Origin of the sequence: Candidatus Kaistella beijingensis (genome assembly GCF_020084865.1) — a bacterium.
Classification (GTDB): domain Bacteria; phylum Bacteroidota; class Bacteroidia; order Flavobacteriales; family Weeksellaceae; genus Kaistella; species Kaistella beijingensis.
In genome coordinates, this window is record NZ_CP071953.1 from 729,424 (window position 1) to 751,119 (window position 21,696).

The window sequence follows — 21,696 nt, forward strand, 5'->3', positions numbered from 1 at the left end:
TCCAAATTTTATATTTAAAAAAATGATAACGAAAGGCGGAAAGCAGATTGCCGAAAGCCGATAGCAATAAATAAAATGAGTAAAAAACTTTTACTTAAAGACGCACATATAGAAGGAATTCGCTATTTCGACGTGTACCGCAAACAAGGCGGATATGAAGCAGCCGAAAAAGCCCTGAAAATGAAACCCGAAGAAATTACCGAAGAAGTAAAAACTTCCGGACTTCGTGGTCGTGGGGGTGCAGGTTTCCCGACAGGAATGAAGTGGAGTTTCCTTGCAAAACCGGAAGGAGTTCCAAGATATTTGGTGGTCAACGCCGATGAATCTGAACCGGGAACTTTCAAAGACCGATATTTAATGGAGTTTATTCCGCATCTTTTGATTGAAGGAATGTTGATTTCTTCATTCGCTTTGGGTGCAAATACGTCCTACATCTACATTCGTGGTGAATATTCTTGGATTCCGGACATTTTAGAGGAAGCCATTGAAGAAGCAAAAAAAGCAGGTTTCTTGGGTAAAAATATTTTAGGAACAGGTTACGATTTGGAAATTTATGTTCAAAGAGGAGCAGGAGCTTATATTTGTGGTGAAGAAACCGCCCTTCTTGAATCTTTGGAAGGAAAAAGAGGAAACCCTCGTTTAAAACCACCATTTCCTGCTGTGAAAGGACTTTGGGAATCTCCAACCGTGGTAAATAATGTGGAGACGATTGCAGCAGTTGTTCCAATCATCAATATTACCGGAGCTGAATATGCTAAAATCGGAGTTGGTCGCTCCACAGGAACAAAATTAATTTCTGCTTGTGGAAACATCAACAAACCGGGAGTTTACGAAATCGACATGACGATTACCGTTGAAGAATTCATTTATTCCGATGAATATTGCGGCGGAATTCCGAACGGTAAAAAGTTGAAAGCCTGCATTCCGGGTGGAAGTTCTGTACCGATTCTTCCTGCGAATTTGATTTTGAAAACCATTAATGGCGAACCTCGTTATATGAACTACGAATCTCTTGCAGACGGCGGTTTTGCAACAGGAACAATGATGGGTTCCGGTGGATTTGAAGTTTTGGATGAAGACCAATGTATCGTAGAACACACGATGACTTTAGCAAGATTTTACGCCCACGAAAGTTGCGGACAATGTACACCTTGTCGCGAAGGAACTCCGTGGATGTATAAAATTTTGAAAAATATAAACAACGGTGAAGGAACAATGGCAGACATCGATTTGCTTTGGGACATTCAGCGAAAAATTGAAGGAAACACGATTTGTCCACTTGGTGATGCTGCAGCGTGGCCGGTTGCGGCTGCAATCCGTCATTTCCGTGATGAATTTGAATGGCACATCAACAATCCTGAAGCATTGACAAGAAATTACGGTTTGGCAAATTATGCAGACCCAATTCCAGTTCCTGCGAAAGCAGAATAAAATGAAGAAGTTCTTTAAAATTATTGTATTCCTTTTTTTAGGATTGAATTTTACATTCGGACAGAAAATAGATACAGCTAGAATTGTTAATTGTGACATGGGTTCTGCAATGACCAAAAAAGGCAGAATGTTTGTCTTTTGGGGATGGAACAGAGGGTTTTTCACCCGATCAGACATCCATTTCAAAGGAGCTGACTATGATTTTGTCTTGCATGATGTTGTCGCACGTGATCGTCCTTCAGATTTGAGTTGGGATTATATAAATCCTGGGGAAGTTTCCATTCCACAGTTTAATTTTAGACTTGGATATTTTCTGAAAGACAATTTGGCTTTAGTCATTGCACAGGATCACATGAAATATGTGATGGATCAAGACCAAACCGTAAAATTGACAGGAAAGATTGGAAATCCAACTTATGCAGCAATGGTTAGTAATGGAGAGGTTAATCTTAAAGATGAAAAATTTTTGACCTTCGAACATACCGACGGTTTGAATTATGTAAATGCAGGGTTAGAGAAATACAAAACGCTATCAAGCAAAAAAAATGTTGATATTGTTTGGAGCTATGGTGGCGGAGTTGGCGTAATGTTTCCGAAAAGTAACGTGAAACTTTTTGGCAACGAAAGAAGCGACCGTTTTCATGTGGCGGGATTTGGAGTAGATGCAAGAACAAACATCAACTTCATTTTTTGGAAACATTGGATGTTGAGAGTGGAAGGAAAATATGGTTATATCAATATGTTTGACATTAAAACGACATTAAATAATAATCCTGATAAAGCGATGCAAGATTTTCTGTTCGCACAAATTAATGCAGGAATAGGATATACCTTTAACACGAAAAAATAATTTCTAATTAAATATAAAGCAGACTGCTGATTGCAGAAAGCTGATAACAAGAATATGAGCGAAGAAATTAAAAAATTTAAAATAACCATCGACGGACAAACCACCGAAGTTTTGCCCGGAACTTCCATTTTGGAGGCGGCAAGACAAATCGGGGGAAAATCGGTTCCGCCTGCAATGTGTTATTATAAACCTTTGGAAACAAGCGGCGGAAGATGCAGAACTTGTTTAGTAGAAGTTTCAAAAGGTTCCGAAGCAGATCCACGACCAATGCCAAAATTGGTGGCAAGTTGCAGAACAGGCGTGATGGACGGGATGGAAGTGAAAAACCTATCTTCCGAAAAAACACAGGAAGCAAGAAAAGCCGTTACCGAATTTTTGTTGATTAATCACCCTTTAGATTGCCCTGTTTGCGATCAAGCGGGAGAATGTCATCTTCAAGATTTGGGTTACGAACACGGTGTTGAGCAAACGAGAACTGAATTCGAGCGTAGAACTTTCGAGCCTGAAGATATTGGTCCATACATCAAACTTCACATGAACAGATGTATTCTGTGTGCAAGATGCGTACTCGCTGCCAATCAATTGACGGAAGAAAGAGAACACGGAATTTTGTTCAGAGGCGATCACGCAGAAATTTCCACTTATTTGAATAAAGCATTGGAAAACGATTTCATTGGAAACGTGATTGATGTTTGTCCTGTAGGTGCATTAACCGATAAAACTTCCCGTTTTGCAAGCAGAGTTTGGTTTACTAAACCGATGAACGCTCACTGCCAATGTGAAAAATGTTCAGGAAAAGCAGTTCTTTGGATGAAGGGCGACGAAGTAATCCGTGTTACTGCAAGAAAAGACCAATACGACGAAATAGAAGAATGGATTTGTAACGAATGCCGTTTCGAGCGTAAAGATTTGAAATATTGGACAATCGAAGGACCAAGACATATCGACAGACATTCGGTGATTTCTTTGAACCATTACGAGAAACCGAAAGATATGATTTCGCTTCTTGACAATGCCAATGCAAAAGAATTGAGTCCGAAAGATGAGCAGGAATCTCAAAAAGATGCGGAAAGTAATTTTAATTTAATGTAAACTCACCGAGAGTCAAATTATTATAAAAATGGATGTATTAACATTTAAAATCATATTGGTTCTGACCTTATTTTTATTGGCGCTTACTGTAGCCGCTTATTCGACTTGGGCGGAAAGAAAAGTTGCTGCCATCATTCAGGACAGAATTGGTCCGAATCGTTCAGGACCATTTGGACTTTTGCAGCCACTTGCAGATGGTGGAAAATTTTTCTTTAAGGAAGATTTCACACCTGCAAAAGCGGAAAAATTCCTGTTCATGGTGGGACCTTCTTTGGTGATGTTTATTTCCCTGATTACGGGAGCCGTTATTCCATGGGGAAAAACGCTGAATATTGGCGGAACATCTTTCGACTTACAAGTTGCGAATGTGGATGTGGGAGTTCTTTATTTGGTAGGAATGGTTTCCATTGGGGTTTACGGAATTATGATTGGAGGATGGGCTTCAAACAACAAGTTCTCATTAATTGGAGCAATCCGTGCAAGTTCGCAGATGATTTCTTATGAACTCGCATTGGGACTTTCTTTGTTGGCGATTATCATGATGGCAGGTTCGCTTGATTTAAAGGTTATCGTAGAACAACAAACGCACGGGAAAATTTGGGGAATCTTACCTGAAGTTTCCGGAATGAATTGGAATATATTTTATCAACCAATTGCATTCATCATCTTTTTTATCGCGGCATTGGCTGAAACAAACCGCTCCCCTTTCGACTTACCTGAATGTGAATCGGAATTGGTAAACGGTTATCACACAGAATATTCTTCCATGAAATTGGGTCTTTACATGTTTGGTGAATATGTGAACATGTTCATTTCCAATGCGTTGATTACGGTTTTGTTTTTCGGTGGTTACAATTATCCCGGAATTGATTGGGTAACGCAGAATTGGGGTGAAAATGCGGCGGGAATTCTTTCCATCGTAGCATTCTTGACCAAAACTTTCTTCGGAATCTTTTGCTTTATGTGGATTAGATGGACTTTGCCGAGATTTAGATATGACCAATTAATGCATTTGGGTTGGAAAAAATTAATACCGTTTGCATTGGCGAATTTGATGGTTACAGGTGCGGTGATTTTGGCGTACAACCATTTTTTTCATCATTGATAAATGATGATTGATGAATGATCTGCTGACCGCTGATTGCAGAAAGCTGATTGCAAAAAATTCATCCATTAAAAAAAGAGAATTGTCTGTCTGGTTAGCCCCGATTGCAGCGGCATCCTTTTGCGGAACGAAGTGCAGCAAAAGATACAGCGAAAAGCGGGACAGAATTTGAAAAGAAGCAAAAACTTTCTTGCTTCTAATAAAATAAATTAAAAATATATTTCTGAAAATGAAATTAACGAATAGATCCAAAGTGGTCAGCAACAAAAAAATGTCGTTCGCGGAGAAATTATACATTCCTGCGGTGCTGCAAGGTATGGGAATTACCATGCGGCACGCTGCGAAAACGGTTTTTGGTGATGGCACTGCCACAATCCAATATCCTGAAGAAGTACGGCCGAGAGTGAAAATTTGGCGCGGCGAACATGTGCTGAAACGCGACGATGAGGGCAGAGAAAGATGTACTGCATGCGGACTTTGTGCCGTTGCCTGTCCTGCAGAAGCGATTACGATGACTTCGGCGGAACGTACGAAAGACGAAATGCATCTTTATCGCGAAGAAAAATATGCATCGGTTTACGAAATCAATATGTTGCGTTGTATTTTCTGTGGAATGTGTGAAGAGGCTTGTCCAAAATCGGCGATTTACTTGACCGACCGAATTGTAAATGTGGAAGAAAATCGCGGAAGTTTCATCTACGGAAAAGACAAACTTGTGGAGAAAATTAACGAGAGAATCGATATTTCGAGCAGACAGACGAAATTGCAGGAAGAATCTCTAGAAAAAAAATCGCTGAAATAAATGGAACAGGTATTATTTTTCTTTGTCGCATTTTGCGCTGTTGCAAGTGCTGTTTATTTTGTGTTTGCTAAAAATCCATTATACGCTATCTTGTCGCTGATTGTAACGATGTTTTCTATTGCGGGACTTTATATTTTATTGAACGCACAGTTTTTGGGAATCGTTCAAATCATCGTTTATGCAGGTGCAATTATGGTGTTGTTCCTTTATATTTTAATGATGTTGAATCTGAATAAAGCAGACGAAAGCAAGAAACAAAATCTGATGAAATTCATCGGGGTGTTTTCTGCGGGATTGCTTTTGATAGGAATTTTGGGCGCATTCAGAGGTTTGAAATTCAACACTTTTGCGGGCAATTCAGATGCAGGAGTTGGTTTGACGAAAAATCTCGGACGATTATTGTTTAACGAATATGTTTTGCCATTCGAACTTGCATCGCTGCTTATTTTGGCGGGAATTGTGAGTGCGGTTTTAATCGGTAAAAAAGATTTATAGAATTATGGGAGAAATGAATTCATTTATACAGACCGTTCCGTTGGAATACTTCATCATGTTGTGTTCGGTGCTGTTCTGTCTTGGTGTTCTCGGAGTTTTGGTGAGAAAAAACGCCATCATCATTTTGGGTTGTGTGGAGTTGATGCTGAATTCTGTAAACCTTTTGTTGGCAGCATTTTCAAGCTATAAAGGCGACGGAAACGGGCAGATTTTAGTGTTCTTCATCATGGTGGTTGCAGCGGCAGAAGTTGCGGTTGGTTTAGCGATTATCGCGATGTTGTACCGAAACACAAAATCAGTGGACATCAGTATATTTAATAAATTAAGAGGATAAATAAAGGATGGAAAATTTAGTTTACGCAATTATACTTTTGCCATTAATAGGATTTCTGTTCAACGGACTTTTCGGGAAAAAACTTCCGAAAATGGTGGTGGGAACTGTTGCAACACTGGTGGTTTTTGCCTCTTTCTGTATTGCAGTGAGTTTATTTTTAAAGACAGATTCCACCACGCCGCCTACAATTGTACGTGCTTTTGAATGGTTTCGGGTGAATGGAATTCAGGTGAATTTCGGTTTCCAAATCGACCAATTGTCATTGATGATGATAATGATTATTACAGGAATCGGTTCGTTAATCCACCTCTACTCGATTGGTTACATGAGCCACGACAAAGGTTTCTACAAATTTTTTACATACTTGAATCTTTTCATTTTTTCGATGCTTTTATTGGTAATGGGAAGCAATTATCTAATTCTTTTCATTGGTTGGGAAGGTGTTGGTTTGTGTTCTTATCTACTCATCGGATTTTGGTATGAAAATAAAGAATACGGTGCTGCTGCAAGAAAAGCGTTCATCATGAACAGAATCGGTGACCTTGGAATGATTATCGGGATTCTGATGATTGCTTATCAAACGAATGCCGTAGATTTTCTATCTGTAGCACAAAATTCAGGAAAATTTGAATTGGATTCCAACATCATTATTTTCATCACAGCGAGTTTATTTATTGGAGCAGTCGGAAAATCGGCGCAAATTCCATTATTCACTTGGCTTCCTGATGCAATGGCAGGTCCAACTCCTGTTTCTGCATTAATCCACGCTGCAACCATGGTTACTGCAGGGATTTATTTGGTGGTTCGGTCCAATTTCTTGTTCTCTTTAGCACCAACAACCATGGACGGAATTCTTTTCGTGGGATTGTTAACCGCGTTAGTCGCAGCATTTATTGGTTTAAGACAAAACGACATTAAAAAAGTTCTCGCCTACTCTACAGTTTCTCAATTGGGCTTCATGTTCGTTGCAGTGGGAGTTGGTGCCTATACAACGGCGATGTTTCACTTGATGACACACGCTTTTTTCAAGGCACTTCTTTTCTTGGGTTCAGGTTCCGTAATTCACGCCATGAGCGGAGAACAGGACATGAGATTCATGGGTGGCTTGAAGAAAAAAATTCCAATTACGCATATCACTTTTCTGATTGGAACTTTAGCGATTTCAGGTTTTCCTTTCCTTTCTGGAATGATTTCTAAAGACGAAATTTTAGCCAACACTTTTGGAAGAAGTCCGATTGTTTGGGGCGTTCTTTTCTTAGTGGCTACGTTAACTGCAATTTATATGTTCAGAATGTATTACCTGACTTTCCACGGTGAATTCAGAGGAACAGAAGAACAAAAGCACCACCTTCACGAAAGTCCGACCAATATGACTTTACCATTAATTGTTTTGGCTGTTCTTTCCGTAATCGGTGGTTTCATTAATCTTCCGCATTTTATTGGACATGGTCATTACGCGAAATTAGACCAGTGGTTGAAATCGATTTACGTTTACGATGTCGAGCTTCCTCAAGTGCCATTCGGAACAGAAATGATTTTATTAGGACTGACTGTTTTAATGTTCTTCGTGGTTTGGTTCGTGGTAAAAAATATCTACGTCAACAAAAAGAAAATGGCTTTGGAAGAGGCTCAATACACAGGTTGGGAAAGGCTTTCAAACAAAAAATTATTCTTAGACGAGATATACAACGCAACTTTCGTTAAAATGACAGAAGGTCTTGGTGTGGGTGGAAATATGTTCGATAAAGGTGTTCTGAATAAATTTGTAGATTTCATCGGATGGGGCGCAGAAGATTCAGGAAGAGCCGCAAAACGCCTTCAAAACGGGAATGTGGAGAATTACGTGCTCATCATGTCTTTGGCCATCGGAATTATTTTAATTGTTAACTTTTTATTACAATAGTAAATGTCGTATCTGTTATTAACATTACTACTTTTACCTCTTGCAGGTTCAGCATTGGTGTTCGCGTGGAAAAATCCCGCAAGTAAATATTTAGCATTGGGAATTGCGTTTGCAGAAATGTTTCTCACCTTTTTCATGCTTTCAAGTTTAGACTTCAAACCTACTGTTGATGGGGTTTTGCAGTACGAAATCAACTATCCTTGGTCTAATTTTATCAAAAGTAATCTGCATTTCGGGATTGACGGAATGAGCATGTTGATGCTTTTGCTAACCAATATTTTATCGGTTTTAATTATTCTTTCTTCGTTTAATGAAAAACCAAGTTATAGAAACACTTTCTACGGATTAATTTTATTGATGCAGTTCGGTTTAGTGGGAGTTTTCTCCGCTTTAGACGGATTATTATTCTACATTTTCTGGGAAGTAACTTTAATCCCGATTTGGCTCATTGCAGGAATTTGGGGACAGGAAAACAAAAAAATTCAGTTTACAACGAGATTCTTTGTTTACACTTTCGTAGGTTCATTGTTCATGTTGATTGGATTGATTTACGTTTACACGCATTCCGCTTCATTTGCATTGACTGATTTGTACAACGCAGATTTAAACGCATCTGAACAAACCGTGATATTTTGGTTCATCTTCTTTGCATTTGCAGTGAAATTGCCAATTTTCCCGTTCCATTCTTGGCAACCCGATACTTATACCTATTCACCAACTCAAGGTTCAATGCTACTTTCGGGAATCATGTTGAAAATGGCAGTTTACGGATTGTTGAGATATTTATTGCCGATTACACCCGACCCAATTTTGGGAATTTCAGGACAAATTGTAATGGCTATGGCGATTTACGGAATTGTTCACGGTGCTTTGATTGCGATTATTCAAAACGATTCAAAACGATTGATTGCTTATTCATCGCTTTCTCACGTTGGATTAATGGTGGCAGGAATTATGGCTTCAGCAATTTTAACGATGAAGGGGAGTTTGATGATTGAAGGCGGTGAAGGTGCTTTAGTTCAGGCTTTTGCACACGGAATCAATGTGGTTGGTTTATTTTACTGTGCCGATATTTTGTATAAAAGATTCAAAACGAGAGACATCCGACAAATGGGAGGTTTGGCAAAAGTGGCCCCGAAATTCGCCGTTTTATTCATGGTGATTCTGTTGGGTTCCGTTGCGCTTCCTTTAACAAACGGTTTTGTTGGAGAATTCATCTTGATTAAATCCATTTTTGATTACAATGTTTTGGCGGCGGTTGTTGCAGGATTAACGATGATTTTCTCAGCTGTTTATCTTTTCAGATTTTACGGAAAAGCAATGTTCGGAAAAGGTGACGAAAGAGTTTTGGCATCTGTTGGAGATTTAACCGATGTGGAATTTTCTGTCATGGCGAGTTTGGTGGTTTTTGTCATCTTGCTCGGAATTTTCCCGCAACCGATTATCGAAATGGTGCAAAGTTCATTGAAGTTTATTTTCACTTCAATGGTTAAATAGAAATTAAGAAATTAAAATAGTAAGAAATTAAGAGATTCAGCGTACCCAACTTTAAACTTGAAACCTGAAACTTTGAACAAAATAATAACTAAATGAGCGTTTTAATAATTATATTCCTTACCGCAGTGGTCGCCTTGTTTGCAGGTGTTTTTGAACAGGGAAAATTTTCAAGATACATTGGTATTTTGGGGCTTATTATCGCATTTTATGTGAGTTTCATGCCTGAACATGCTTTCTTCAACCAATACAAATCTATGTTTGAATTTGGTCAGAATGCCGCATTGTTCACGAAAATTTCGATTGTCATTACGCTACTCATTTTCTTTTTGGGTGGATTTGCATTCAGCAACCACAGAAGCCATCAGTCGGAATTGTATGCTTTGATGCTTTTTTCACTCTGTGGAAGTATCGTGATGTTTGGTTATCAAAATTTGGTGACGCTTTTCCTGGGAATTGAGATTCTTTCCATTCCGCTTTACGTTTTGGCGGGAAGTAATAAGACTGATTTACGTTCCAACGAAGCTTCCATTAAATATTTTTTGATGGGTGCATTTGCAACAGGATTTCTACTTTTCGGAATCGCTTTGGTTTACGGAAGTTCAGGTAGTTTCGACCTTTATAAAATCCACGAATACGGAATTGCTGCTCCAAATAATTTGATGTTTACGATGGGTGCAGTTTTGATTCTTTGTGCGCTGGCTTTTAAAACTTCCATGGCGCCGTTTCACATGTGGAGTCCCGATGTTTATCAAGGTTCGCCATCGTTAATCACCACTTTTATGATGACGGTGGTGAAGATTTCTGCATTCTATGCATTCTTCAGAATCATGACAATTGCTTTCACAGGAATTATCGGAGAGTGGATCAATATTGTGGGAGTAATGATTATCATCACGCTGTTTTTGGCAAATGCGATGGGACTTGCTCAAAGCAATGCGAAAAGAATGTTGGCTTATTCATCCGTATCCCATGTAGGTTATATTGCGTTGATTTTCTTCGGAATGAACAGTCTTTCTGCTTATAATCTCGCCTTTTATTTATTTGCTTATTCATTGGCAACAGTTGGAGTGATGATGTGTTTGATTTGGGTAGAAAAATTAAAAAGAGAAACCTCTTACAACGCTTTCCGTGGATTGGGACACACAGAACCGATTCTTGCGGTAACTGCTGCGATTTCTCTACTTTCAATGGCGGGAATTCCTTTAACAGCAGGTTTTATGGGGAAATTTGCCATCTTCGCACAAGCCATTGAAAAGACTCCGTTCTTGGTTTTAATCGCAGTTTTAGGTTCAGCAATTTCAATCGCATATTATTTAAGGTTGATTATGGCAATGTTTTTCCCAAAAGAAAGCAGTTTCAAGACTTCTGAAAAAGTGACTTTAACCTACAATATTGTCGCAGTTTTTGTGGTGATTGCGATTATCGCATTGGGAATTTTCCCTGATCTGTTTGCAAAACAGTTTGGTTTGTAAACATTTTTAAAATATTTAAAAACGCAATTCTTCGGACTTGCGTTTTTTGTTTGATTGAATTAGAGACTTAACCAATATCGAAAGTAATTCATTAACTAAATTTTTGAATAATAAATTTTGGCTAAAGCCAAATCAATTCATTTTTTTTTAAGCGGGCTAAAGCCGGTCCTGTTGATGTTGACAAAAATTTTTTAAACGTCTAATTCAGTCTTTTAATTAATGTTTACCAAAAATTTTGTCTCATTAATAAATTTTCGGACTTTCTTTAATGCTAATTCTAAATTTTAACTAAATTTGTTCATAACCCAATTAAAATTTAACCTATGAAAAGAATATTTACCTTTTACAAAAAGCGAAATCATTCATCAAAAATTTCTTATAAATCCGGAAAGAGCAAAATTTTTTCAGCAGCGATAGGTTTTGCGATGCTGTTTGGTTTTAGTATGAGTTCAAATGCACAAACAACTTTAGTTATACCGAGTACAAATGAAGGAAGCGCTTTCATCGGACCTTATGGAAATGCGGCAAGACAACTTCAATTAATTATTGACGATACATTGCTCACAACTTTGGTTGGAAAAAATCTTACTTCCATTTCTTTTCGTTTACCGGCAAGTACAGCCGACGCTTGGCCTCCAACTGCTTTGACCATGAATTCATTCAATGTGTATTTAAGCGATTCAGTTGAGCCAGCCAATCGACAGTTAGATTTCGCAGCAAATGTTGTGGGAACTCAAACCCAGGTACGATCAGGAAGTTTGGCAATTCCTGCAGGTGCTTTAACAGTAGGCTCTAATCCGAATGATTTCAGTTTTAAGATTACCTTTAACACGCCATGGCAATACAATGGCGGAAATCTTTTGATCGAAATGCGTCACAGCGGAACTGGAATATCATCACGATCGGTACAAGCTGCATCTACAAGTTCTGCAGGTTACGGAACTTTATATTCTGCTCTATGGCAATCTACCGGAAATGTATTGCAGGGCAACTTCTGTATGGTTGAAATTACAGCAGATGGTCAATTAGCCACAAGTTCAGTAAAAATTGGATCGAATCCGGTAATTTATCCTAATCCGGTAAATGATGTTATAAATATAAAATCCGAAAAAGAATATATTAATTATTCCATCTATAATACTGCGGGACAATTGGTTGCTTCTGAAAAAATATCAGGAAAATCTTCAATGAATGTATCACGTCTTCCGATTGGAAACTACTTATTAAAGCTCACTGATAAAAATGGAAACATTGAAGTTTCCCAGTTTATCAAAAAATAAAGATTGATATAATTACTAAAGAAAATACCACCAAATATCGACTTGGTGGTATTTTTGGTGTAATATTGAAGGCATTACCTCATAAATTATTTTTTATTAATTTTGAATAAAACACAAATCATGGAATGTTTGGAATGCGGCGACAAAATTATAGGCAGAAGCGACAAGAAATTTTGTAATGACGGCTGCAGAAATGCTTACAACAACAAACACAATAAGGATTCTACAAACTTGATGCGCAACATTAATAACAAACTGCGCAAAAATCACCGGATTTTATCCGAACAAAAATATGTGGAAGGAAAAGCTAAAACCACCAAAAATAAACTGATTTCCGAAGGTTTTAATTTCGATTATTTTACCAGTTTGCGCATTTACAAAAACGGTGCGGAATATCGGTTTGTTTACGATATTGGCTACAAATTTTTAGAGGAGGATTGGATTTTGTTGGTGAGGAAAGATTAGTAAAAGAGCCAGGAACCAACTAAAAATAATCAAGTAAATTTTTAAAAAAACATAACTAAATCTGTTTGAAAACCCCCAAAAATAGATTTCCAAATTTATATCAACCTAATTTTATCCTCGAAAATCTCAATCTTTTTATCCTTGTAAAGTCCGCCAATTGCTTTCTTGAAATTCTTTTTGCTCATTTGGAGTTCCTGCTTGATTTCTTCGGGATCCGACTTGTCTGAAACATAGAGCAAGCCATAATTTTGCTGTAACTTCTCAAGAATAATTTTTTGGAATTCGTCGATATTTTCATAACCTTCGGGTTGAAGAGAAACATCTATTTTACCATCTTCACGAATGGTTTTGATATAGCCAAGTTCTTCCGACAAAGGATATAATTTTTTGTAAACATCAGAAGCGTAGATCAAACCGATGTATTCTTTATTGATGACCACATTCCAACCGAGTTCACTTTCGCCCATCAAAATCAAGTTCACTTTATCTCCTTTTTTGAACGGTAGATTTTCGTATTGTGGATTTCTTTTAAACTTGGTAGTTCCCGTAATTAAACCTAAAATTTCATCCACATAAACGTACACCAAATATCTTTTCCCCTCAACAATTTTAGATTTCTGCTGTTTGTAGGGAACAAATAAATCCTTGATAATCCCCCAATCCATAAACGCTCCGCTCGGAAGCGACTGTACGCAAGTCATCACCGCAAACTCTCCTACTTCTGCGTTGGCTTTTTCGGTGGTCGCCTTTAATTTATCGTCGTCCTGATAAACGAAAACCTCCATTTCATCACCGATTAATGAACTTTCTGATGCAAAAATCTTAGGTAGAAATGCTTTTTCACCATTTTCATCAACTAGGATTAAACCTGAAGAATTGTGTTCTGAAATTTTGAGGGTGTTTGTTTTGCCGATGTTCATAAGTAATGAGCAATTAGTAATGAGTAATAATTGGATGGCAAAGATAAGTTATTTTGGCTGGAAGACGGAGGTGGCATGCTGGAAGATTTTATTTCTAGACGTTTGAAATAACTTCCACATTTTTTGCCAAGGTTTTGAATCGGTCGCCATTTTCCTGAACAACTGTAATCGTTAAATGTCCTGTTTTACTGATATTCAAATTGGTTGCCGTTCCAGATTTTCCTTTGTGCGTTCCGCCGATGACTTTACAGAAATCGCCGTCTTTTAATTCTTTATTTTGCATTCAAAAAGATTTTAAACACAGCTTAATTCGTCTTCACTTGGTCTTGAGTAAAGGAAATTCGCTGAAAATTCTGCGCCATTTTCCCAAACTAAATTCCCATCTTCAATTTTGAAGTTTTTGAAAACTTCTTTGTCCTTTAAATCAGAAAATTGGTCTTTGGAAAGAAAATGTTCAAGATCAACGGTCATTCTTTCATTGGTAGCAAAATGGAGCTGTATTTCGTAATTTTTTAAATAGTTTGCGTTTCTTACTTTAATATTACTCATGACTTTAATTTTAAATATACTCAAAGTTAACCATTTATTATGTGTTAAATAAAAGAAAAAAGAGAAGCCGAAACTTCTCTTTTTTTTATAAAATAAATAAAATTGGTTTGATTAAAAATGTATCGCAATTTTTCCCGTTGCGTCCAAAGCTGCTTCCTTAATCGCTTCCGCAAAAGTTGGATGAGCGTGTGACATTCTTGCAATATCTTCTGCACTTGCACGGAATTCCATCGCTGTAACTGCGGCTGCAATCATATCTGCGGCTCTTGCTCCAATCATGTGAACGCCAAGAACTTCGTCGGTTTTTTCATCGGCAATAATTTTAATGAAACCGTCCAAATCTCCAGAAGCACGGCTTCTTCCCAAAGCTCTCATCGGGAAATTTCCTACTTTTATCGCAACTCCTTCTGCTTTTAATTGTTCCTCGGTTTTTCCAACGCCTGCAACTTCTGGCCAAGTGTAAACGACACCCGGAATTAAATTATAATTGATGTGAGGTTTTTGTCCAGCCAATTGTTCAGCCACCAAAACGCCTTCTTCAGATGCTTTGTGAGCCAACATTGCACCTTGAATCACGTCTCCAATTGCGTAAATATTAGAAACATTGGTTTGAAGATGCTCGTTCACTTTCACTCTTCCTCTTTCGTCCAAATCAACACCTGCTTTTTCTAAGCCAAGACCTTCTGTATAAGGTTTTCTACCCACAGAAACCAAAACGTAATCTCCTTCAAAAGTTACTTCTTCACCTTTCTTATTTTTTGCAGTCACTTTCACTGAATCGCCATTTCTTTCAACAGCGGAAACTGCGGTTGAAAGTTCGAATTTCATTCCTTGCTTTCTCAAAACTTTGTTTAGTTCTTTCGACAAAGCGCCGTCCATTCCCGGAATAATTTTATCCATAAATTCCACAACGGTAACTTCTGAACCCAATCGTAAATAAACAGAACCCAATTCAAGACCGATCACTCCTCCACCGATTACGATGAGCTTTTTAGGAATTTCTTTTAGTTTTAAAGCTTCCGTAGAAGTGATGATTCTTTCTTTATCTAAATTAATGAAGGGCAAATTCGATGGTTTTGAACCTGTTGCAATGATTGCATATTTTGTTTCAATTACTTCAGAAGAACCGTCTTCTTTGGTGATTTTTACGTGAGTCGCATCTTCAAAACTTCCAACACCTTGAAAAACTGTAATTTTGTTTTTGTCCATCAAAAACTGAATTCCTTTAGTCGTTTGGTCAACCACTTCATTTTTTCTTGCGACCATTCTTGCCAAATCAGCTTTTGGTTCATCAATGATGATTCCGTGGTTGGCGAAATTGTGTTTGGCGTTTTCGAAATGTTCGGAACTGTCCAAAAGTGCTTTGGAAGGAATACAGCCAACATTAAGGCAAGTTCCGCCCATTGTTGGATATTTTTCGATAATTGCTGTTTTGAAACCCAATTGCGCACAACGAATTGCAGCAACATAACCTCCTGGACCGGAACCGATTACGGTAACATCGAATTGACTCATTATTTATTTTTTATTTGTTTTTAGTTAAAAATTAAGATTTACAAAATTACGTTTTTTAACACAAAGGCACAAAGATTTACACAAAGTTCACGCCGTATAAGTCATTAAAATTTAGCAAATTATTTTTTAGATTTTCAAAAGCAACTCCTCATACTTTTTCAATATAATTTCTTTTGAAAATCTTGATTTAATCGAGTTTATAATTTGTTGCGGATGATGATTTTCATTTAAAACCTCCACAATTTTTTTTGCAAAATTTTCGTGGTTTTCAATATCTGAAATTTCTCCATTAATTTTTGGTTGAATGATTTCCGAAATTCCACCAGGACAATTGTTGGCTATGGAATACGTTCCGCACGCGCCTGCTTCCAACAAAACATTTGGAAAACCTTCGTAACGCGAGGAAAGAATAAATAAGTCTGCAAACTTCAGGAATTGGTAAGGATTTTCCTGTTGTCCGTGAAAGAAGACATTTTCCAAATCCAAATCATTTTTCATCTGATGGAGGGTTTCTCTATCTCTTCCATTTCCTAAAATGTGAAGTAGAATTTTTTCATTTCGTAGGTGAGAAAAAACCTTTAATAAATTATCAAAACCCTTTCTGGAAGAAAGATTTCCGATGGCCACCACATTTTTGCAATCATTTTTAAAACTTTCAGGTTTTGTAGAAATTTCCAGTTTACTTTCGATAAAATCAAAATCGACAGGATTATTAATTTTGACGAGTTTTTCTTTTTTGATATTGAAATTTTCAACCAAATCATTCTGCATATCGTCGCTCTGACAAATAATTCGGTAATAATTGTTGTAAAATTTATAGAAAAAACGGATTTCCTTCCTTGTCACGTGTTTTGAAACCACGTTCGTTTCTCTCGCAATGAATTTTGTTTTCGGAAAAATCTTGATAAATAAAGATAGATACGCATTAATTTCCCCAAAACCGCTGAAAACAATATCGGGTTTTCTTCTTTTGATTTCCAGTAAAATAGGTTTTAAAGAATGACGGATTCGTGGAGTTTGAATGTCTATAATTTCTACATCATCTTTTAGAAACTGTAAATAACCGCCTTCTTTTCTCAACAAAAGAATCTTCGGTTCAAACTTTTCACGTGGAAGATGATTGGCAATTGTCGTCACAATGCGTTCTGCACCGCCTGTTTCTAAATCTGGAAGGATGAAGATGATGGAGATTTTTTTCATGTTTAAAAAGAAAACCGTCCTGCAAAAGTGCGAAAAAGTTTTTAGTGTAACTCGGGAAAGTCTTTGTCGTGATCGTTTAGAATATAATTTACGAGAAATTTTCCGTCATTTTCATCAAAAAAAATATACCAATAGGTTTGATGATTTCCTTTGTATCTAATAAATTTTTCACCATATCTCTTAATGTTTTCAGGTGCAGCTTTAGCAATTGGAAAACTAATTTTCTCCTCCACAAAATCATAAATTTTGTCTATATAGAAATCTAAATCTTGATAAATCCAAAATACTCCTCTCTATACAAAATTTTAGCGGGTTCAGCCAATTGCCGGGCAAATTGTGAGGAATAACTTATTTTCCCCACCATTCTCTAATTATTTTGTTAAAGGTGTTTCCACTTTCAAATTAATACATTTTCAACTTAATTCGCTACATCTGAAATAAACTTAATCCGTAACATTCTTACTTCCTCGTCGCTCAAATCGTCACCAAACTCTGCCAAAAGAACCTTCATACTGTCGCTTTCAGATTCCTTCATGAAATCCATGAATTCTTCCACAATATCTTCATCAAAATTTTCGTCAATATAATAATCGATATTAAGTTTAGTTCCTTGATAAACAATACGTTCCATTTCTTTCAACAGTTCATCCATAGAAAGATTTTTGGCTTTGGCAATATCTTCCAAATCAATCTTTTTGTCGGTACTTTGAATGATGAACACTTTGTGGCTCGATTTGTTCGCAACAGTTTTCAACACCATATCTTGGGTTCGCTCGATGTCGTTTTCCTCCACATATTTTTTGATGAATTCGGCAAACTCTGTTCCGTATTTTTTGGCTTTTCCTTCACCCACTCCGTAAACTTTGCCAATTTCTTCAACGGTAATCGGATATTGCACAGTCATATCCTCCAAACTCGGATCCATGAAAACGGTGTATGGAGGAATTCCGTGTTTTTTGGCGACCGTTTTTCTCAATTCTTTTAATTGGTTGAAAAGATTTTGGTCTAAACCGCCTCCTTGCTGAACCTGAACTTTGTCAGAATCTGCTTTGCTTTGCTCAAGATCATATTCTTTGTCCTCCGCGATGAGAAATGGATTTTTATTCTTACCGTCGATAACTTTCTGCCCTTTTTCGGTGATTTTCAGTACGCCGTAAGTTTCAATATCTTTCTGCAAGAAATTTTGAACCGTTGCTTGTCGAATGATGGATTTCCAAAAGTTTTCCGATTCAGTTTTTCCAATTCCGAAATGTTTTGTTGATTCTAATTTATAAGATTTCGTGACAGGATTTTCTTTTCCAACGATCACCGAAATCAAGTCTTTAGTTTTAAATTTCTCCTCCAAATCTTTCACTAATTTCAAGACCAATTTCAATTCTTTGGTCGCGTCTTTCAAAGTTGGCGGATTCACGGAATTGTCACACATTTGCGCTCCATCACCTTTTACAGGGTCAAACTGTTCGCCGAAATAGTACAGAATATACTGTCTTCTGCTCATCGAAGTTTCCGCATATCCTACAACTTCATTCAATAATTGCAAACCGATTTCACGTTCGGAAACAGGTTTTTGCGCTAAAAATTTTTCGAGTTTTTCAATGTCTTTCGGGTCATAGAAAGCGAGGCAATGTCCTTCTCCGCCGTCTCTTCCCGCTCTTCCCGTTTCCTGGTAATAACTTTCCAAAGATTTTGGGATGTCGTAATGAATCACAAAACGAACGTCTGGTTTGTCGATTCCCATTCCAAATGCGATGGTTGCAACAATAATGTCGCATTCTTCCATCAAAAATTTATCTTGATTGGCCACCCTTGTTTTTTGATCCAAACCTGCGTGATACGGAAGTGCGTTAATTCCGTTTACTTGAAGAAGTTGGGCAAATTCCTCTACTTTTCTTCGGCTTAAACAGTAAACAATTCCTGATTTCCCTTTATTCTTATTAATGAATTTTACGATTTCTTTGTCGATGTTTACTTTCGGGCGAACTTCGTAAAAAAGATTCGGTCGGTTAAAACTTTCCTTAAAGACAATCGCATTCTGCATTCCCAACGTTTTTTGGATATCGTCTTGAACTTTTGGCGTCGCAGTAGCGGTTAAAGCAATCACGGGAACATCCGCAATTTTATCGATAATGAGTTTCAAATTACGGTATTCAGGACGGAAATCGTGTCCCCATTCCGAGATACAGTGCGCTTCATCGATGGCTACGAAAGAAATTTTTACCTCTTTCAAGAAATCAAGATACTCCTCTTTAATTAAAGATTCGGGAGCGACATATAAAAGCTTGGTTTTCCCCGATTTGATGTCATCGAAAACCTGTTTCGTTTGCGTTTTATTAAGTGAAGAATTCAGAACGTGTGCAATACCTTCGTCGGAAGAAAGTCCGTTCACGGAATCAACTTGGTTTTTCATTAGAGCGATTAACGGCGAAACCACAATTGCAGTTCCCTCCGAAATAAGCGCGGGAAGTTGGTAACAAAGCGACTTTCCGCCACCTGTAGGCATTAATACGAAAATATTATTTCCATCAAGCAGCTTCTGAATGATTTCTTCCTGCTGTCCTTTGAATGTTGAGAAGCCGAAATACTTTTTGAGTTCCTTCGATAAATCGGCGTTTTTTGTATTCATTTAATTTTGTTTGCTAAATTTGCATATTACCCAAAGTTAAAAAATAAATATCAGAATAAAAAAAATTGCCTTCTTATTTTGATTTAAATATTGTTAAAATTTTTTCCTATTTTATAGCGATAAAGATTCCCAATTCAAACCTAAAAAATGAATCAACCCGACATTCTGCAACTCGCCAAAAACGCTATCGATATTGAAATTTCCGAACTTGAAAACCTCAAAAACCGTCTTAGTGAAGATTTTCTGAAGGCGGTGGAAATTATTAATTCCGCTAAAGGAAAACTCATCATCGTGGGAATAGGAAAATCGGCTCATGTTGGAAATAAAATAGTTGCTACATTGAATTCCACGGGAACTCCGTCACAATTTCTACATGCATCGGAAGCGATTCACGGTGATTTGGGCGTGATTCAAAAAACGGATGTGGTTCTCTGTATTTCCAACTCGGGAAATTCCCCTGAAATTGTGAATCTTGCGCCATTTCTAAAGGAATATTCTTCAGCATTAATCGCAATGACGGGAAATCCAAATTCCAAACTTGCTGAATTTTCAGATGTCATTTTGAATACTCACGTTGAAAAAGAAGCATGCCCAATAAAACTTGCACCAACAAGTTCCACGACGGTTCAAATGGCTTTAGGAGACGCTTTAGCGGTTTGTTTAATGGAACTGAATGGTTTTAAAGAAAATGATTTTGCAAAATTTCATCCTGGTGGAAGTTTAGGGAAAAACCTCACCGCAAAAGTGGATCAGTTTCTTTCTTCGCAAAAACCACAAGTATCCGAAAATTCGGGAATTCGAGAAATCATCATATCTGTAAGCGGTTCCACTCACGGAATCACGGTTGTAACTGATAACGAAAAAATTACAGGCGTAATTACCGACGGCGATTTGCGACGAATGTTGATGAGCGAACAAGATGTTTCAAAAATTATCGCAAAAGACATCATGAGCAAAAACCCGAAAAGCATCGACAAAAACGCTTTGGCAAAAGAAGCCATGGCGGTTTTAAAAGAGAAAAATATCGGTCAATTAATTGTCACGGAAAACGGAAAATATTTTGGGATTATCGATATTCACAGATTGTTGGATGAAGGGATAAATTAACGGTGAACTTCTTTTAGAGTGAACTCGCTTTGCTGCAATTTGCTTCGCAGTGAATTTTTATAAATCTGCTTCAAAATATAATGGTTATAATTGTTCGATTTGATTACATAATCACTAATTTTGCAACTCATTTTTCGAATCTCGAATCTTGAACCTCGTAACTAAAAACCTTTATCCGTGAGCGAAGGAAAAGAAATGTCATTTTGGGGACACATCGGCGAATTGCGCGGACATTTAATCCGCTCCATCATTGCGATTGTTGTGGGTGCCGTCATTATCGGTTTCAATATCAATTGGATTATGGACCATGTTTTTTTCGGCCCGACTCGAAATGATTTCCCAACTTTCCGGGTGGTGAACCATTTTTCAAGGTTGGTTCTTGGTCAAGATAGTATTCATTTACCAAAAGATTTCCCCGTTCGTGTTCAAAAACTGTATCAGCAATTTAACGTAATGATGGCGGTTTCCATGTTTGGCGGAATGGTTTTGGCGTTTCCGTACATTATTTGGGAATTGTGGCGTTTCATCAGTCCCGCTCTTCATCCGAATGAAAGAAAAAATTCTGTTTTCCTCATCAATTTTGTGTGGATTCTTTTTCTTGCGGGAATTTTGTGTGGATATTTTCTGATTTTGCCTTTCGCCATCAATTTTGGTGTTATCTTTAAAATTTCCGACATCATTGTTCCACTTTACGATTTAAGCGACTACACGACTTTATTTTTGCAGGTTGTTTTGGGAATGGGTGTAATTTTCCTTTTTCCCGTAATCGTGTATTTTCTAACAACGATTGGAATTCTCACGCCAAATTTCATGAAAACCTACCGTCGTCACGCAATCGTTTTGATTATGGTTGTAGCCGCAATCGTAACTCCTGCCGATGTTTTGAGTATGTTGATGGCGGCTTTTCCTCTACTATTACTTTATGAGTTCAGTATTTTGATGTGTACTTATACGTTTAAAAAAGTGGAGAAAAGAAATTCTTTGCCTGTAAAAACTTCGTAAAATTTTAAAAGCGTGAAAAGTTTGGGATTTGCTTGAAGTACAGTCCCGCTCTCG

Annotated in this window: 21 protein-coding genes; 14 read left to right on the forward strand and 7 right to left on the reverse strand. The window is 37.4% G+C overall.

Translation table 11 applies throughout. The features are described from left to right. Positions 1 to 75 precede the first annotated feature (75 nt). From nuoF to J4771_RS03480, 12 genes are all read left to right on the forward strand, one after another. Positions 76 to 1,431, forward strand: coding sequence for an NADH-quinone oxidoreductase subunit NuoF (gene nuoF, locus J4771_RS03425; protein WP_224136418.1), 1,356 nt, complete (start codon positions 76 to 78; stop codon positions 1,429 to 1,431). Between the two features lies 1 nt (position 1,432). Beyond that, entirely contained in the window at positions 1,433 to 2,281 is an 849-nt protein-coding gene (locus J4771_RS03430; protein ID WP_224136420.1) for a hypothetical protein, read from the forward strand. A gap of 54 nt (positions 2,282 to 2,335) precedes the next feature. Continuing rightward, positions 2,336 to 3,373: a 2Fe-2S iron-sulfur cluster-binding protein gene (locus tag J4771_RS03435; protein ID WP_224136422.1), complete on the forward strand. Its 1,038-nt coding sequence runs from the start codon at positions 2,336 to 2,338 to the stop codon at positions 3,371 to 3,373. 28 nt (positions 3,374 to 3,401) lie between these two features. Further along, positions 3,402 to 4,478: an NADH-quinone oxidoreductase subunit NuoH gene (gene nuoH / locus J4771_RS03440; protein WP_224136424.1), complete on the forward strand. Its 1,077-nt coding sequence runs from the start codon at positions 3,402 to 3,404 to the stop codon at positions 4,476 to 4,478. Positions 4,479 to 4,707: 229 nt separating this feature from the next. Continuing rightward, positions 4,708 to 5,280, forward strand: coding sequence for a NuoI/complex I 23 kDa subunit family protein (locus J4771_RS03445; protein ID WP_224136425.1), 573 nt, complete (start codon positions 4,708 to 4,710; stop codon positions 5,278 to 5,280). Continuing rightward, entirely contained in the window at positions 5,281 to 5,775 is a 495-nt protein-coding gene (locus J4771_RS03450; RefSeq protein WP_224136427.1) for an NADH-quinone oxidoreductase subunit J family protein, read from the forward strand. It begins immediately after the preceding gene. 4 nt (positions 5,776 to 5,779) lie between these two features. Further along, a complete protein-coding gene (gene nuoK / locus J4771_RS03455) occupies positions 5,780 to 6,109 on the forward strand; it encodes an NADH-quinone oxidoreductase subunit NuoK (RefSeq protein WP_224136429.1) in 330 nt (109 codons plus the stop codon). Between the two features lie 7 nt (positions 6,110 to 6,116). Beyond that, entirely contained in the window at positions 6,117 to 8,012 is a 1,896-nt protein-coding gene (nuoL, locus tag J4771_RS03460) for an NADH-quinone oxidoreductase subunit L (protein ID WP_224136431.1), read from the forward strand. A 3-nt stretch (positions 8,013 to 8,015) separates the two neighbouring features. Beyond that, entirely contained in the window at positions 8,016 to 9,509 is a 1,494-nt protein-coding gene (locus tag J4771_RS03465; RefSeq protein ID WP_224136433.1) for a complex I subunit 4 family protein, read from the forward strand. 92 nt (positions 9,510 to 9,601) lie between these two features. Continuing rightward, complete coding sequence (locus tag J4771_RS03470; protein WP_224136435.1) at positions 9,602 to 10,981, forward strand: NADH-quinone oxidoreductase subunit N; 1,380 nt, start codon at positions 9,602 to 9,604, stop codon at positions 10,979 to 10,981. Between the two features lie 323 nt (positions 10,982 to 11,304). Further along, positions 11,305 to 12,261, forward strand: coding sequence for a T9SS type A sorting domain-containing protein (locus tag J4771_RS03475; protein WP_224136437.1), 957 nt, complete (start codon positions 11,305 to 11,307; stop codon positions 12,259 to 12,261). Positions 12,262 to 12,381: 120 nt separating this feature from the next. Further along, positions 12,382 to 12,726 (forward strand): hypothetical protein, encoded by a 345-nt coding sequence (locus tag J4771_RS03480; protein ID WP_224136440.1) that lies wholly within the window; start codon positions 12,382 to 12,384, stop codon positions 12,724 to 12,726. Between the two features lie 95 nt (positions 12,727 to 12,821). Here J4771_RS03480 and J4771_RS03485 read toward each other — a convergent pair whose 3' ends face one another. The 7 genes from J4771_RS03485 to recQ all read right to left on the reverse strand — a co-directional run bounded on the left by J4771_RS03485 (position 12,822) and on the right by recQ (position 19,533). After that, on the reverse strand, positions 12,822 to 13,646 hold the full coding sequence (locus J4771_RS03485) for a CvfB family protein (protein ID WP_224136442.1): 825 nt from the start codon (positions 13,644 to 13,646) through the stop codon (positions 12,822 to 12,824). 94 nt (positions 13,647 to 13,740) lie between these two features. Further along, positions 13,741 to 13,929: an RNA-binding protein gene (locus tag J4771_RS03490; protein ID WP_224136444.1), complete on the reverse strand. Its 189-nt coding sequence runs from the start codon at positions 13,927 to 13,929 to the stop codon at positions 13,741 to 13,743. Between the two features lie 11 nt (positions 13,930 to 13,940). Further along, entirely contained in the window at positions 13,941 to 14,195 is a 255-nt protein-coding gene (locus J4771_RS03495; RefSeq protein ID WP_224136446.1) for a DUF2442 domain-containing protein, read from the reverse strand. A 111-nt stretch (positions 14,196 to 14,306) separates the two neighbouring features. Continuing rightward, positions 14,307 to 15,710, reverse strand: coding sequence for a dihydrolipoyl dehydrogenase (gene lpdA, locus J4771_RS03500; protein WP_224136447.1), 1,404 nt, complete (start codon positions 15,708 to 15,710; stop codon positions 14,307 to 14,309). A gap of 126 nt (positions 15,711 to 15,836) precedes the next feature. Next, positions 15,837 to 16,910, reverse strand: a complete 1,074-nt coding sequence (locus J4771_RS03505; RefSeq protein WP_224136448.1) for a glycosyltransferase — start codon at positions 16,908 to 16,910, stop codon at positions 15,837 to 15,839. A gap of 41 nt (positions 16,911 to 16,951) precedes the next feature. After that, positions 16,952 to 17,143, reverse strand: coding sequence for a hypothetical protein (locus tag J4771_RS03510; RefSeq protein WP_224136449.1), 192 nt, complete (start codon positions 17,141 to 17,143; stop codon positions 16,952 to 16,954). A gap of 185 nt (positions 17,144 to 17,328) precedes the next feature. Further along, positions 17,329 to 19,533 carry a DNA helicase RecQ gene (gene recQ, locus J4771_RS03515; RefSeq protein WP_224136450.1) on the reverse strand — a complete coding sequence of 735 codons (2,205 nt, stop codon included), beginning with the start codon at positions 19,531 to 19,533 and terminating at the stop codon, positions 17,329 to 17,331. A 147-nt stretch (positions 19,534 to 19,680) separates the two neighbouring features. Between recQ and J4771_RS03520 the strand changes: the two genes are divergently transcribed. Then, positions 19,681 to 20,640, forward strand: coding sequence for a KpsF/GutQ family sugar-phosphate isomerase (locus J4771_RS03520; protein ID WP_224136451.1), 960 nt, complete (start codon positions 19,681 to 19,683; stop codon positions 20,638 to 20,640). A gap of 177 nt (positions 20,641 to 20,817) precedes the next feature. After that, positions 20,818 to 21,642 carry a twin-arginine translocase subunit TatC gene (gene tatC, locus J4771_RS03525; protein WP_224136453.1) on the forward strand — a complete coding sequence of 275 codons (825 nt, stop codon included), beginning with the start codon at positions 20,818 to 20,820 and terminating at the stop codon, positions 21,640 to 21,642. The last annotated feature ends 54 nt before the right edge of the window (positions 21,643 to 21,696 follow it).

Excerpts from the sequence above, each read along its gene's own strand:
- nuoF (WP_224136418.1), top strand. The coding sequence starts at position 76 with ATGAGTAAAAAACTTTTACTTAAAGACGCACATATAGAAGGAATTCGC.
- J4771_RS03430 (WP_224136420.1), top strand. The coding sequence starts at position 1,433 with ATGAAGAAGTTCTTTAAAATTATTGTATTCCTTTTTTTAGGATTGAAT.
- J4771_RS03435 (WP_224136422.1), top strand. The coding sequence starts at position 2,336 with ATGAGCGAAGAAATTAAAAAATTTAAAATAACCATCGACGGACAAACC.
- nuoH (WP_224136424.1), top strand. The coding sequence starts at position 3,402 with ATGGATGTATTAACATTTAAAATCATATTGGTTCTGACCTTATTTTTA.
- J4771_RS03445 (WP_224136425.1), top strand. The coding sequence starts at position 4,708 with ATGAAATTAACGAATAGATCCAAAGTGGTCAGCAACAAAAAAATGTCG.
- J4771_RS03450 (WP_224136427.1), top strand. The coding sequence starts at position 5,281 with ATGGAACAGGTATTATTTTTCTTTGTCGCATTTTGCGCTGTTGCAAGT.
- nuoK (WP_224136429.1), top strand. The coding sequence starts at position 5,780 with ATGGGAGAAATGAATTCATTTATACAGACCGTTCCGTTGGAATACTTC.
- nuoL (WP_224136431.1), top strand. The coding sequence starts at position 6,117 with ATGGAAAATTTAGTTTACGCAATTATACTTTTGCCATTAATAGGATTT.
- J4771_RS03465 (WP_224136433.1), top strand. The coding sequence starts at position 8,016 with ATGTCGTATCTGTTATTAACATTACTACTTTTACCTCTTGCAGGTTCA.
- J4771_RS03470 (WP_224136435.1), top strand. The coding sequence starts at position 9,602 with ATGAGCGTTTTAATAATTATATTCCTTACCGCAGTGGTCGCCTTGTTT.
- J4771_RS03475 (WP_224136437.1), top strand. The coding sequence starts at position 11,305 with ATGAAAAGAATATTTACCTTTTACAAAAAGCGAAATCATTCATCAAAA.
- J4771_RS03480 (WP_224136440.1), top strand. The coding sequence starts at position 12,382 with ATGGAATGTTTGGAATGCGGCGACAAAATTATAGGCAGAAGCGACAAG.
- J4771_RS03485 (WP_224136442.1), bottom strand. The coding sequence starts at position 13,646 with ATGAACATCGGCAAAACAAACACCCTCAAAATTTCAGAACACAATTCT.
- J4771_RS03490 (WP_224136444.1), bottom strand. The coding sequence starts at position 13,929 with ATGCAAAATAAAGAATTAAAAGACGGCGATTTCTGTAAAGTCATCGGC.
- J4771_RS03495 (WP_224136446.1), bottom strand. The coding sequence starts at position 14,195 with ATGAGTAATATTAAAGTAAGAAACGCAAACTATTTAAAAAATTACGAA.
- lpdA (WP_224136447.1), bottom strand. The coding sequence starts at position 15,710 with ATGAGTCAATTCGATGTTACCGTAATCGGTTCCGGTCCAGGAGGTTAT.
- J4771_RS03505 (WP_224136448.1), bottom strand. The coding sequence starts at position 16,910 with ATGAAAAAAATCTCCATCATCTTCATCCTTCCAGATTTAGAAACAGGC.
- recQ (WP_224136450.1), bottom strand. The coding sequence starts at position 19,533 with ATGAATACAAAAAACGCCGATTTATCGAAGGAACTCAAAAAGTATTTC.
- J4771_RS03520 (WP_224136451.1), top strand. The coding sequence starts at position 19,681 with ATGAATCAACCCGACATTCTGCAACTCGCCAAAAACGCTATCGATATT.